Annotated in this window: 10 protein-coding genes; 4 read left to right on the forward strand and 6 right to left on the reverse strand. The window is 69.4% G+C overall.

The window, feature by feature from the left end; all coding sequences use genetic code 11:
* Positions 1 to 257: 257 nt before the first annotated feature.
* The 3 genes from ACFWP7_RS05145 to ACFWP7_RS05155 form a co-directional block, all read right to left on the reverse strand.
* On the reverse strand, positions 258 to 3,284 hold the full coding sequence (locus ACFWP7_RS05145; protein ID WP_384376211.1) for an alpha-mannosidase: 3,027 nt from the start codon (positions 3,282 to 3,284) through the stop codon (positions 258 to 260).
* Between the two features lie 66 nt (positions 3,285 to 3,350).
* Positions 3,351 to 4,454 (reverse strand): Gfo/Idh/MocA family protein, encoded by a 1,104-nt coding sequence (locus tag ACFWP7_RS05150; RefSeq protein ID WP_384376213.1) that lies wholly within the window; start codon positions 4,452 to 4,454, stop codon positions 3,351 to 3,353.
* On the reverse strand, positions 4,439 to 5,095 hold the full coding sequence (locus ACFWP7_RS05155) for a ThuA domain-containing protein (RefSeq protein WP_384376216.1): 657 nt from the start codon (positions 5,093 to 5,095) through the stop codon (positions 4,439 to 4,441). Before ACFWP7_RS05155 ends, ACFWP7_RS05150 begins: the two co-directional genes overlap by 16 nt.
* Positions 5,096 to 5,669: 574 nt before the next feature.
* On the opposite strand from ACFWP7_RS05155, the gene ACFWP7_RS05160 reads away from it, so the two are divergent.
* A complete protein-coding gene (locus ACFWP7_RS05160) occupies positions 5,670 to 7,469 on the forward strand; it encodes a right-handed parallel beta-helix repeat-containing protein (RefSeq protein WP_384376219.1) in 1,800 nt (599 codons plus the stop codon).
* A 132-nt stretch (positions 7,470 to 7,601) separates the two neighbouring features.
* Here the strand turns inward: ACFWP7_RS05160 and ACFWP7_RS05165 are convergent, their stop codons facing one another.
* Both ACFWP7_RS05165 and ACFWP7_RS05170 read right to left on the reverse strand, forming a co-directional pair.
* Positions 7,602 to 9,167, reverse strand: coding sequence for an MDR family MFS transporter (locus ACFWP7_RS05165; protein ID WP_384376222.1), 1,566 nt, complete (start codon positions 9,165 to 9,167; stop codon positions 7,602 to 7,604).
* A gap of 14 nt (positions 9,168 to 9,181) precedes the next feature.
* Positions 9,182 to 9,781, reverse strand: coding sequence for an NADPH-dependent FMN reductase (locus ACFWP7_RS05170; protein WP_384376225.1), 600 nt, complete (start codon positions 9,779 to 9,781; stop codon positions 9,182 to 9,184).
* Between the two features lie 117 nt (positions 9,782 to 9,898).
* Here ACFWP7_RS05170 and ACFWP7_RS05175 point away from each other — a divergent pair, with 117 nt between their 5' ends.
* Positions 9,899 to 10,654 carry a TetR/AcrR family transcriptional regulator gene (locus ACFWP7_RS05175; protein WP_384376228.1) on the forward strand — a complete coding sequence of 252 codons (756 nt, stop codon included), beginning with the start codon at positions 9,899 to 9,901 and terminating at the stop codon, positions 10,652 to 10,654.
* 94 nt (positions 10,655 to 10,748) lie between these two features.
* Here the strand turns inward: ACFWP7_RS05175 and ACFWP7_RS05180 are convergent, their stop codons facing one another.
* Positions 10,749 to 11,180: a DUF6299 family protein gene (locus ACFWP7_RS05180; protein WP_384376231.1), complete on the reverse strand. Its 432-nt coding sequence runs from the start codon at positions 11,178 to 11,180 to the stop codon at positions 10,749 to 10,751.
* 273 nt (positions 11,181 to 11,453) lie between these two features.
* On the opposite strand from ACFWP7_RS05180, the gene ACFWP7_RS05185 reads away from it, so the two are divergent.
* Complete coding sequence (locus ACFWP7_RS05185; protein ID WP_384376234.1) at positions 11,454 to 11,648, forward strand: DUF5999 family protein; 195 nt, start codon at positions 11,454 to 11,456, stop codon at positions 11,646 to 11,648.
* A gap of 111 nt (positions 11,649 to 11,759) precedes the next feature.
* Complete coding sequence (locus tag ACFWP7_RS05190) at positions 11,760 to 12,584, forward strand: PaaX family transcriptional regulator C-terminal domain-containing protein (protein ID WP_384376237.1); 825 nt, start codon at positions 11,760 to 11,762, stop codon at positions 12,582 to 12,584.
* The last annotated feature ends 253 nt before the right edge of the window (positions 12,585 to 12,837 follow it).

The following is a 12,837-nucleotide window of genomic DNA, read 5'->3' on the forward strand; positions in this document are numbered from 1 at the left end:
GATCAGGACTGCCAGGACTGCCAGGACGATCGAGGCGGTCAGGACGGTCGTGGCGATCAGGACGGTCGTGGCGATCGAGGCGGTCAGGGCGGTCCGTCATGCGGGGTGGTCCTCTTTCGGTCCGTGCGGGTGGGGACCGGGCCCGGCACACGCCGGACCCGGGCGGGCAGAGCGCACGGGCACAGGCACGGGCACAGCCACAGCCACGGGCACGTGGTGACAGGGCGCCGCCCGCGCCCGTACATCGTGTTGCGTCGTCAGGCTCGCGGCAGGCGCAGAGTCACCATCTGGAAGGGCCTCAGGGCCAGTACGACTCCACCGTCCACCTCCCTGGGCCGCTCGGCGTCCGTCTGCGGGCGCTCCAGCAGATCCGTCAGGACGGCCCGCCCGGTGGCGAACCCGTCGGCGCGGACCGTGGCGCGGGCGCGTCCGCCATGTGCCTCGTAGACGCGCACCACCAGGTCGCCGCTGCGATCGTCGGCCAACTTGACCGCGCTCAGCACGACGGCGTCGTTGTCCACGGTCACCAGCGGCGCCACCGCACCGACGTTCCCGTCGACCCGACGCTCGGGCAGGTTCGCCCGGTGCCCCTCGCGGACCGCGTCACCGATCGTCGCACCCGGCACCAGCGCGTGCCGGAACCGGTGGACGCCCTGGTCGGTCTCCGGATCCGGGTAACGGGGGGCGCGCAGCAACGACGCCCTTACGGTGGTCGTCGTGCCGGCGTCGGGGCCGGTCCGTACGGAGCGGGTCACGTCGTGACCGTAGGTCGCGTCGTTGACGACCGCGACGCCCCAGCCCGGCTCGTCGACGTGCACGAAGCGGTGGTTGCACGCCTCGAACCTGGCCCACTCCCAGCTCGTGTTCTGGTGGGTGGGCCGGTACACATGCCCGAACTGCGTCTCGGCGGCGTACCGGTCGGCCTTCACGTCCAGTGGAAAGGCCAGCTTCAGGAAACGCTCCCTCTCGTGCCAGTCCACCTCGGTGTCGATGTCGAGCCGCTTGGCGTCCGTCGGCAGCGACAGGAGCTGATTGACCCGGGAGCCGCCGAAGATCCGCTCAACGCGCACCGCGGTGCCGTCGAGGGTCAGTTCGGAGACGTCGGTGAGGTCGGTGCCCACGTTCCGGTAGAAGGCGTCGACGTCCCACGCGTCCCACTGGTTGGGGAAGTCGGGGTGAAGCTGGAGGAGGTTGGCGGCCTGCCCCGGCGCGATCGCCTCCCGGTCCGCGGCCAGGTCGTACGCGGAGACCACCAGGCCACGTCCGTCGATCTCGACCCGCAACAGGCCGTTGTCCAGGACGTACCCGCCGCCTTCGCGCGGAACGGGAACCACCCCGCCGCGCGGAGCGGCCCCGGCCGAGGCACCGCCGGCCGGGATGCCACCGCGGGCGTGCGGGGCCGAGTTGAAGACCAGTTCCCGCGTCCCCTCCCCCGCCAGGGCACACTGCGCCCCCGCGATGATGCCGTCCAGCTCTTCGGCCAGCCGTGCATAGGTCTCGCGCGCCTCGCGGTGCACCCAGGCGATGGAGGAGCCGGGCAGGATGTCGTGGAACTGGTGGAGCAGCACGGTCTTCCAGATCCGGTCGAGGTCCTGGTAGGGGTAGGGCGTGCCGGTGCGCACCGCCGCCGTGGTGGCCCAGAGCTCGGCCTCCGTCAGCAGGGACTCGCTGCGCCGGTTGCCCCGCTTGGTCCCCGCCTGGCTGGTGAGCGTGGCGCGGTGCAGTTCGAGGTAGAGCTCGCCGACCCACACCGGCGGATCGGGGTACTCGGCCTCGGCCTTGGCGAAGAAGTCGGCCGGAGCCTCCCATTCGACGGTCGGCGCACCCTCCAGACTGCGCATCCGGGCCGCTTTGGCGACCATCTCGCGCGTGGTGCCGCCCCCTCCGTCGCCGTAACCGGTCGGCGCGAGAGATCGGGTGGCGACGCCCTTCTCTTTGAAGTTCCGTGCCGCGTGCGCGATCTGACGCCCTGTCATCTCACAGTTGTACGAGTCGACGGGCGGGAAGTGGGTGAAGACGCGGCTGCCGTCGATGCCCTCCCACTGGAAGGTGTGGTGCGGGAACCTGTTGGTCCGGCTCCACGAGATCTTCTGGGTGAGCAACCGCTTCGCGCCGGCCGCCCTGATGATCTGCGGCAGGCCCGCGGCGAAACCGAAGGTGTCGGGCAGCCATGCCTCGTCGTTCTCGATGCCGAACTCCTCCAGGAAGAAGCGCTTGCCGTGGACGAACTGACGGGCCATCGCCTCCGACCCCGGCATGTTGGTGTCGGACTCCACCCACATTCCGCCCACGGGTACGAACCTGCCGTCCGCGACGGCCTTCTTGACCCGGGCGTACACCTCGGGCCGGTGCTCCTTGAGCCACGCGTACTGCTGGGCCTGCGACATGGCGAAGACGAAGTCGGGCTCGTCCTCCAGCAGGGCCGTCATGTTCGACGCGGTCCGGGCGACCTTGCGTACCGTCTCGCGCAACGGCCACAGCCACGCCGAGTCGATGTGTGCGTGGCCGACGGCGCTGATGCGGTGGGCCGTGGAGACGGCGGGCGTGGCGAGCACGGCGGCCAGTTCGTCCCGGGCGGCCCGTGCCGTGCCGTTCACGTCCTGGAGGTCCACGGCGTCCAGCGCCCGGCCGACCGCGCGCAGGATCTCCCAGCGGCGCCCGCCGTCGAGGGGCAGTTCAGGCATCAGTTCGCCGAGGACTTCCAGGTCCATGACCAGGTTCCACACCGTCTCGTCGACAACGGCCAACCGCAGCTGTCCCAGCACGTATTGGGGCACGTCGCCCGCGGTCGCCCTGTCGCCCATCGGGGTCGGCCGGAACGGCACCCCGCTCGCGTCGAGGTCCGGGTTGGAGGCGGCCTCGATGCGCCAGTGGACCTGCTCCTCGCCGGTCACCGGCGATCCGACACGGACGTACGTGTTGCGCGGGTGGAGTCCCTTGACCGGGGTGCCGTCGGGGAGGTGGACGAGGCCCTCGCACTGGAAGCCCGGGGTGCGGGGGGTGAAACCGAGGTCGAGGACGGCCTCGACGGTACGGCCCGACCACTCGGCGGGAACCGTGCCCGTGACCTTGAACCAGCTGGTCCCCCACGGCGTGCCCCAGGGAGTACCCGGGGCGATGGGGCGGGTGGGCGCTGCCAACCCCTCGGCCACGGGCACGGGTTCGCCCGGGGTGGACCAGATCTCCACCGCAAGTGGCGTCGACTCGGGGTGGACGGCAGGGCGGATGCGTTCCCTGAGGACGCGCTCCAGGCGTGCTTCGACCAGGTTCCGGTCGTCGTGCATGAGGCACTTCTCCTGTTGCTGTGAGCGTGCGCGGGTGGGGGCGGCGGAGGTCTCGAACGGTGTCGGTCAGCGGTCGGCACCGGCCACCGGGGCCGGGCGCTCGCAGGTGGTGGTCACGGGGAGAGCGCGGCCCTGGTCCGCGGCGTCCATGAGGGTGAGCATGATGTCCAGGACGTGCGCGGCGAGTTCGGCCGATGCACGGTGCGGACGCCCGGCGGACAGGGCCTCGGCCAGATCGGCGAGGCCGACGCCTCGCCCCGCGTCCGGGTGGCCTGCCGACACCGGCAGGGTTTCCCAGCCCTCGCCGCGGTGGATCTCGACAGGACCGTCGAAGCCGTTCGGGTCGGGCACGGACAGCGAGGCGGAGGTGCCGTGCACCTCGATGCGCGGCAGCCGCGCGGCGCGGATGTCGAAGCTCATGACCAGGGTGGACAGGGCTCCGCCCGCGTGCTCCAGAACGCCGGTGATGTGGGTGTCCACCTCCACCGGGAAGCTGTGCCCCGCCCGGGGACCGCTGCCGATCGTCCGCTCCGCTCGCGGCCGGGAGGACGCTCCGGTCACCCGGACCACCGGGCCCAGCAGATGGACGAGGGCAGAGAGGTAGTAGGGCCCCATGTCGAGCAGCGGGCCGCCGCCGGGCCGGTAGTAGAACTCCGGGTCCGGGTGCCACTTCTCGTGGCCCGCGCTGGTCATGAAGGCGGTGGCCGCGACGGGCCTGCCGATCAGGCCGTCGTCGACCGCCTTGCGTGCGGTCTGCGTGCCGGTGCCGAGCACGGTGTCCGGTGCGCAGCCGACCCGCAGTCCTGCCGCACGCGCCGCCGCCAGCACGGACGCGGCTTCCTTGCGGTTGGTCGCGAGGGGCTTCTCGCCGTACACGTGCTTGCCGGCGCCGAGCGCCGCCAGGGCGACGTCCGCGTGCGCGGCCGGAATCGTGAGGTTGAGGACGGTGTCCACATCGTCCCTGGCCACCAGGGCGGCCACGGACGGAGCCACGGCCACCTCTCCACCGGCCTTCGCCTGCTCCGCGACGGACTGCGCGCGGCTCAGGTCGAGGTCGGTGACGGCGGTCAGCCGCAGGGATGTCAGTCGCGCCAGCGTCGAGAGGTAGGCGCCGCTGATCTTCCCCGCGCCCACGATGCCGATGTTCAAAGGCTTCAGCGGCTCGCCCACAGCAGTCCCCTTTCGGTCAACGTGCGGACCTCCGGCACGTCGAAGTCGTCGGGCCTGTGCCCGATGGTCGAGACGAAGACCCGCCCGGCACCCCAGGTCCTGGTCCACACGGCGGGCATCACCGCGGGCAGGTCGCGCAGTTCGTCGGGCGGGAAGGTGGTGGTGGCCAGCACCTCGATGTGCGGGTCGGTGAGCACCCAGTACTGCTCGGTGTGAACGGCGAAGTCATCGAGGCCCGCGACGACGGGATGGTCGGCGCGCTCGGGCAGCACATGCACGGTGTGATCGTGGAAACCCGGCGGGTGCATCACGAACTTGCCGCCGGTCAGCAGGTGGTAGCCGTGATCGTGGAAGCAGTCGACGATGCCGCCGTGCCAGCCGGCCAGCCCGGTACCCGCACGCACCGCGGCGGCGAGATTGGTGCTCTGCTCCCGAGTGACGGTCCCCATCGTCCAACACTGCACGATCAGGTCGGTGGCGGCCAGGCGCTCGGTGTCCTCATACACCGCGAGGTCCTCCGAGGTCTCGACGGTGAATCCCTGCTCCTTGAGGAACGGGACGAATCCGTCGCTGATCGCCACGGGCTGATGTCCGTCCCAGCCACCGCGGACGACGAGCGCCCGCCGGATATCAGTGGTCAAGGTGATTGCACGCTCCCATCGGCGCCGCGTGGCAGTGCGCGGCGGTCGGGGTGGAGTGGTGACCGGCCAAGGGTCAAGCCGATTCTGGAATTACGGCGGCTCGGGCGCTGTCGCACAGGTGCCCAAACGAACTTATGAACCGGTGTCGGAGTTTGTCAATATGCTGGATGAACTCTGGGACGAGACGGCCTGAGTCTCGCTTCAGAGGAACCCCGGAACGGACATCTGTCGGTGAACCGCCCCGTTCGCCGCGAATCCCAGGACCCCACTCGCTGCGCCCTGCATTCGAACCATCAGGGCGGTTGACTAAAGCAACTTGATGGACTTATATGATGGCGCGCCGCGCCGTCAGCCGCCCGTGCACTTCCCCCCACTCCCCGAACCAAATGCTTGGCATATCCCAACATGCCCGCACATTGCAGGATTTGGCGCGCCCTGGCGACTTCGACATCTTCATCAACAACGTGTCAGACCTCCGACAGATGAGCTGTTCTTGCTCGCGGCGCGTGGATCCCGCCCTGTCGCCAACCCCACAAAGAGGTGAAATATGCACAGAAAAGTCCGACGAGTCTCGATGTGGCTTTCTGGCATCGCCATGCTTGTCGCCGGCACTCTGTTCGTTTTTCCAGGCACCAAAAGTCACGCGGAGACGACTTCCGGCGCTGATGCCGAGGCGGTTGCCGCGGCTGGTGCCACAACACCCTTCGCCACGGTCGAAGCCGAAACCGGGACGCGTGCCGGCGGCGCCACCCTCCGCTCCCTCACCCCGGGAGCGGCAGCACCGACCGCGGCGTCCCTGGAGACCGAAGCCTCGGGCTACTCGCTGGTCGAACTGAAGGCCACCGGCGCTTCGGTGACGATACCGAACAACACGGGCAAGAGCGCCAATACCCTCGTGGTCCGCGCCTCGATTCCGGACGCGGCGGCGGGCGGCGGCATCACCGCGTCACTGAACCTGTACGTGAACGGCGTGTACCGCCAGGCGATCTCGCTGAGCTCCAAGCAGGCGTGGAACTACCGCGACGCGACCACCAATCCGGACGACCCCAACGCCGGCGGGTCGCCCTACCGCTTCTACAACGAATTCCCCGTCTGGGTCACGGGTGCTCCCGTCGCGGCGGGCAGCACGATCAAGCTCCAGAAGGACGCCGCCAACACGGCTGCCGTCTACGACATCGATTCCGTCGATCTGGAGAACGTCGGGGCCGCGCTGGCACAGCCGGCCAACTCGCTCTCCGTCGTCACCTACGGCGCGGATCCCACCTTCGCGAAGGATTCGACGGTCGCGATCCAGAACACGGTGAATGCCGCCAAAACGCAGGGAAAGTCCGTGTGGATCCCGTCGGGTAAATACCTGACGAACAGCCTGACGACCACGACGTTGAACTTCACCGGCGTGAAGGTGCAGGGCGCCGGCATGTGGTACACGACGATCTACCGGAAGGTCCCTCTTCCGACCCCCGCCGGTTGGCGTTCGCAGATCCTGGTGGGCTCGGGCACCACACTGACGGACCTTCAGATCGATGCCAACGCCACCTGGCGCGGTGTCGGCGGCAACGGCGGCTCGGACTACGGAATCAACGCCAGCGGTGCCGGCGGCTGGCTGGTCGACCGGATCTGGACGCGCCACATCGACGCCAACTGGCTGTCGGGCACCAATGGCATCATCCAGAACAGCCGGACAGCGGACACCTACGGTGACGGTTTCAACGTCAACAACGGCAACACGCCGAATCCGGACAAGCTCGGCAAGAACATCACGGTCCAGAACAACTTCGCCCGCAACACCGGTGACGACTCCTTCGCGACGTACTCCGACGCCGGTGCCAGCGGTACGAACCCCCAGGTCGACGGCACGAAGATCCTCAACAACACCGCGATCGCACCCTGGTGGGCCAACGGCCTCCGGGTCGCCGGCGGCCAGAACATCCAGGTGAAGAACAACCTGGTGAACAGCGTGTCATCGAACAGCGCCCTGGACCTCGGCGTATTCGGCGACACGGGGAACCCCCTGACCTCCGTCACGGTCAGCGGAAATGTCCTGAACGGCGGCGGCGGCTGGAACGGCACCCGGCACGGTGTGCGGATCAGTTCTCCCTCCAGCACCTCGCTCTTTCCGACCGCCTACTCGACCGTCACGATGACCGACAACACCCTGAACGGAGCCCTGCGTGCAGGCCTCTACATCGACAAGACACGCGTCAACCTGACGCTGACCAACAACACGATCAACCGTCCGGCGAAGCAGGGCATCTGGATCCCCGCCGGAGTCACCGGCACCGGGACCTTCACGGGTAACACAGTGACGAATCTGTTCTCGGGTCAGGTCGCGACCCAGAACGACTCGGCGGCCACGTTCAAGGTCACCGGCTGAAAGTCCTTGGCCTGACGTCCAGTTCGGCCCGCGGTCGAGTCTGCGTTCCCTTTCGTCGGGGCGCGGACTCGACCGCGGGCTTTGTGCGAGGGAAGAGGGGCGCGGGCGCCTGACGGGACCAGGCCGGCGGTGTCAGTCCGCGGACGTCGCGGGGATCTGGGTGCGCGGCGAATTCCCGGGCTGCCCAGGTGACTTGGCGGCCGGATCCCCCTGGACGAACCAGGCGACGGCGAAGGCGACGGCGGAGAGCAGGGCGGTGCCGAGGAGGACGCCGTGCAGTCCGCTGGTGAACGCTCCCTGGACGACACCGCGTAGCTGCGCGGACATCCCGTCGACCGATGACGGGGTCAACTCGTCGCCGGAGGCGAGCTGTTCGGCGGTTCGCTCGCCGAGCCGGTCGGTGAGTTCGCCCGTCATCCGCCCGAGGTGTACGGCGCCCAGCGCGGCGACGCCGAGGGAGCCGCCGATGGTGCGCACCAGGGTGACCGTTCCGGTGGCGGCGCCCATGTCGCGCGGGAGTGCCGTGTTCATCGTGGTCAGCAGCGTGCTCTGCATCAGGATGCCGACACCGACACCGAGCACCAGGGTGAGCGCCGAGGCGGCGAACGTCGGGGTGTCGGTGTCGAGCAGGAGCAGCAGCAGCGCGCCGGTGACCGTGACGGCACCGCCGGTGATCGCAATCACCCGCTCCAGGCCGCCCCGGTCCGCCAGCCGTCCGGTGGTCAACTGCGCCGCCAGCATGCCCAGCATCAGGGGCAGGATCTGCAAACCACTGAGGGTGGAGGTGGAACCCTGTACGAACTGGAGGTACTGGGGAAGGTAGTTGACCACCGATACCAGCACGGCGCCGGCAAGGAAGCTGAGCAGCTGGGCCAGGGCGAAGTCGCGGTTGCGGAACAGCCGCGGCGGGATGACGGGTTCCGCCGCCCGCTGTTCCACCCGGACGAATCCGGCAAGGGCCACGGCCGCGACCACGGCGAGCAGCGCGATCGGCGCCGATCCCCAGGCGTAACGGGTGCCGGCCCAGCCGGCCAGCAGGGTGAGCGCCAGGATTGCGGTGGTCAGCAGCGCCGTACCGGGATAGTCGATCCGCCCCCCGGAGCGCTCCTTCGGCAGCCGTACCCCTTTGGCGACCGCGAGCAGCGCGACGACACCGAAGGGCACGTTGACGTAGAACACCCAGCGCCAGTCGAGGGCGTCGGTGATGAAGCCGCCGAGCAGCGGTCCGCCGACGAAGGCGACCGGCAGCATCACGCCGACCATCGACTGGACGCGCCCGCGCTCGTGCGCGGGGACCAGCACGCCGATGACCGACAGCGCGCCGACCATGAGCCCACCGGCGCCGAGGCCCTGGACGGCGCGGAAGGTGATGAGCTGTGCCATGTCCTGGGCGAGTCCGCACAGGGCGGTGCCGACCAGGAAGAGCAGCACGGACCACATGTAGGCGCCCTTGCGGCCCTTGAGGTCGCCGAGTTTGCCCCAGATCGGGGTGGTGGCGGCCATGGTGAGCATGTACGACGTGACGGACCAGGAGAAGTGGTCGAGTCCGCCGAGGTCGCCGACGATGGTCGGCAGCGCGATGCTGACGATCTGTCCGTCGAGGGTGGCCAGGAAGATGCCGAGCATGAGTCCGAAGACGCCCAGGTAGGGCAGGGTCGAGGGGGCCCGCGTGGGCGCGGCCGACGTATCACTGGTCATGGCCGTGTCTCACTTCAGCCGGTGTACGGGCGGGCGGCCCGGGCGGCCCGAAGTGCCTGTCCCCACCAGGCAAGTTGGTCGAGCAGCGCCTTGACCGCGACCTCGCACTCCGGGTCGAGGGGCACGCCGTTCGGGTCGAACTTGTCACCGTAGTTGTGAAAGCTGACCGTGTTGCGGATCGTCGTGGCGTGCACTTCGGCCAGCACGGGCCGCAGATGCTCGACCGCGCGCAGGCCGCCGGAGATGCCGCCGTACGAGACGAAGGCGACGGGCTTGGCATGCCACTGCGGGTTGTGCCAGTCGATCGCGTTCTTCAGCGCCGCCGGATAACTGTGGTTGTACTCGGGCGTGATGATGACGAAGGCATCGGCGGCCGCCAGGCGCGGGGTGACCGCGCCGAGCAACGCCATTTGCTCGTCGGGGAGTTGCTGTCCAAAGGCCGGCATGACGGTCGGCAGAGGCGTCTCGACCAGGTCGACGATGTCGACCTCCATGTCGTCGCGCTGGACAATCCGGTCCTTCAGCCAGTCGGCCACGACCGGTCCGAAACGTCCGTCCCTGGTGCTGCCGACGAGGGCTGCCACCCGCAGAGGGCTGTTGTTCACGTCACTCATGTGGAACTCCTGGATGTGTACGACGTATCGCTGTAGATACAACGTACACAGACGTGTGTACGTTGTCCACTGCTGTTACGTTGTACACAAACCCGGCACCGGAAGGAGTCCTCATCCATGGCCGCTCGGAGGAAAGAGGAGAGTCAGGTGACGCCGGAGCCGTCCGAGCCCAAGGAGAGCGTCTTCCTGTGGGAACGCCTCAACCGGCCCGCGCCCGCCCCTCGCTCCACGCTCACCCCGCAGCGCATCGCCGCGGCCGCCGTGGCGATCGCCGACACGGAAGGCCTCGACGCCGTCACCATGCGGCGCCTCGCGGCCGATCTGGGCGTCGCGCCGATGGCGGCGTACCGTTATGTGTCCGGCAAGGACGAGCTGCTCGAACTGATGGTCGACCACGTCTACGGCGAGCTGACGCTGCCCTCGGAAGCCAAGGGCTGGCGGGAGGTCATGCGGGAGCTCGCCCTGCGCACCCGGACCGTGCTTCTCGGGCATCCCTGGGTGACCCGCACGGCGGTGTTCACGCTGACCCCGAACCAACTGGCCGTTCCCGAGCGGGCCCTGGCCGCACTCGACGGGCTCGACCTGGACGCCGACACGATGATGGCGGTCGTACGCACCGTCGATTCCTATGTGCAGGGCGCCGTCGGTTTCGAGATCGGCCGCACCGAGCTGCTGCGGGAGCAGGGCTGGTCCAGCGGGAACGAGGCGCGCACCGGTCTGGCACCGCGTATGACGTGGCTGATGAGCACCGGCCGCTACCCGACGTTCGCGCGCTACCTCGGCGAGGCGAGCCGCAAGGACGACCTGGAGTGGCAGTTCGAGACGGGCCTCGATTCGGTGCTCGACGGGATCGCCGCGCGGCTGGGCGACTGAGCGCCCCTCACTTCGGCCCTGCCGACGGCATCGAGCAGTGCGGCAGGGCTGACCCCCGCCGCACCGCTCGACGGCCGCGGCACCCGGACCGTGCTCAGCTCTCCGCGAGGGTGATGTCCGCCTGCTGCCTCGCGTGGAAGCTCGGCAGCGGCAGCCCGCCCGCGCCGGGGCGCAGTTCCATGAGGATGGCCTCGACATACGCGTCGCCCGGGGTGAGGGTGCCCGGCGTGCGCTTCTCCGAGTTGGTCCAGGAGTGCACCGCACCGTCGCAGACCGCCGAGGTGCCGCCGATGCCGTGGCGTACCCGGGGGTCGCCCTGCGAGACCGACGAGGACACGAACACGGGGCCGGTACTGCCCAGACAGCGGTAGGTGCCCGAGAGGCTGACGGTTCCGTCGGCCGCGACGTGACCGGTCGGGTCGACGGTCACCTGGTCGTACGGTCCCGACAGGGCGACGGCGGACGGGGCGACGGACAGGAGCAGCGCGGCGGCGGCGGCCGCGCCGAGGGCCTGGCGCACGGACATGGGAGTACCTCCTGGAACGGGGCCGGAAAGAGCGCTCCACAGGTACCGGTCCTGGGCCCCGAGGGCGGTGTCCGGCACCCGGAGGCCGGTGATCATCACCCCTTTGGTGGCGACTTGGCACCGTCCGTCATGGGGACGTCCAAGTGTTGTCCGCGTGTTGTCACGCTTCACGACAGGCTGTTCCGATGAGTTCGCCGCGCGAGCATGGTCTGTGTATGCGAGGACGGCGGACGACGCCGTCGGCACTCATCGCATACGACGTGGAGGTGCGCCATGTGTTCCCACCAGCCTTCGTCCCCGTCCGCGGACGGCACCGCCCCGCACATCGTGGCGGCCCACCCCGAGCAGGGCTGGAACCTCCTGTGCGACGGCGCGATCGTCTTCGACGACAGCGGCGAACTGCACCCCGACGGCAGCGTGATCGCTCCGCGCCGGGCGTTCGTCGAGCAGCTGACCGTCGCCGCCTGAGTCCGGCTGCGGGCGACTGATGGCCTAACGCGTACGCGGGGCAGCTCCGCGAGTCCGTCGCCGCGGACCCGGTCCGTGGGCGATGATCCCAAGTGATCTTCGCGGACTAGAGTGATCAACGTGTCAGAGCACCACGCCCCCCGGTCCCTCATCGTCACGTTCTACGGCGCGTACGGCCGTTTCATGCCCGGCCCGGTGCCGGTGTCCGAGCTGATCAGACTCCTCGCCGCGGTGGGCGTCGACGCACCCTCCGTACGGTCGTCGGTGTCCCGGCTCAAGCGCCGCGGCCTGCTGGAACCGGTGCGTACGGCGGCGGGTGCGGCCGGGTACGCGCTGTCGCAGGACGCGCGGCAACTGCTCGACGACGGCGACCGGCGGGTGTATGCGGCGGTTCCGCCCACGGACGACGGGTGGGTGCTCGCCGTTTTCTCCGTTCCCGAGTCCGAGCGGCAGAAGCGGCATGTACTGCGCTCACGGCTCGCCGGACTGGGCTTCGGAACGGCCGCCCCAGGGGTGTGGCTCGCCCCGGCACGGCTCTACGAAGAAGCGCGGCACACGCTGGAGCGGCTGCGGCTCGACCCGTACGTGGAGCTGTTCCGCGGGGAGCATCTGGGCTTCGCCACCACGGCGGAGGCAGTGGCCCGCTGGTGGGACCTGGCCTCGATCGCCAAGCAGCACGAGGAGTTCCTCGACGAGCACGCGCATGTGCTGCACGCCTGGGAACGGCGCACGGACACCCCTGCGGAGGAGGCGTACCGCGACTATCTGCTCGCCCTCGACTCCTGGCGGCACCTCCCGTACACCGACCCGGGACTGCCCGCCGCGCTGCTCCCGCAGGACTGGCCGGGCGCCCGCTCCGTCGCCGTCTTCCGGGCACTGCACGAGCGGCTGCGGGACGCGGGGATGGCCTTCGCCGACGTACCCGAGCGGGCCTGAACCAGACCCACCGGCTTGTCAACCCATGCCTCTCCCGTCGCTTCCGTCACAATCGCGCGATAGAAGTGCGGCAGATCCGTCACCGAGTCACGGATCCTCGATGGCCCCGTAACGGCGGGAGCACCACGCGGGAGGTGGACCGTTCACCTGGGTACACAGCCACATACCAGGCCGAAAGACCCGGGACACGCCCGCCGGGAGCCTCTGTCCGGTCGAGTCGTACCCTTTCTAAAGTTGAAAGCAGGACAACCTG

This window comes from Streptomyces sp. NPDC058470, from assembly GCF_042721055.1.
In the GTDB taxonomy this organism is placed as follows: Bacteria; Actinomycetota; Actinomycetes; order Streptomycetales; family Streptomycetaceae; genus Streptomyces.

Coding starts and splice junctions, on each gene's coding strand:
- ACFWP7_RS05175 (WP_384376228.1), top strand. CDS start 9,899: ATGGCCGCTCGGAGGAAAGAGGAGAGTCAGGTGACGCCGGAGCCGTCC.
- ACFWP7_RS05185 (WP_384376234.1), top strand. CDS start 11,454: ATGTGTTCCCACCAGCCTTCGTCCCCGTCCGCGGACGGCACCGCCCCG.
- ACFWP7_RS05180 (WP_384376231.1), bottom strand. CDS start 11,180: ATGTCCGTGCGCCAGGCCCTCGGCGCGGCCGCCGCCGCCGCGCTGCTC.
- ACFWP7_RS05165 (WP_384376222.1), bottom strand. CDS start 9,167: ATGACCAGTGATACGTCGGCCGCGCCCACGCGGGCCCCCTCGACCCTG.
- ACFWP7_RS05170 (WP_384376225.1), bottom strand. CDS start 9,781: ATGAGTGACGTGAACAACAGCCCTCTGCGGGTGGCAGCCCTCGTCGGC.
- ACFWP7_RS05160 (WP_384376219.1), top strand. CDS start 5,670: ATGTGGCTTTCTGGCATCGCCATGCTTGTCGCCGGCACTCTGTTCGTT.
- ACFWP7_RS05145 (WP_384376211.1), bottom strand. CDS start 3,284: ATGCACGACGACCGGAACCTGGTCGAAGCACGCCTGGAGCGCGTCCTC.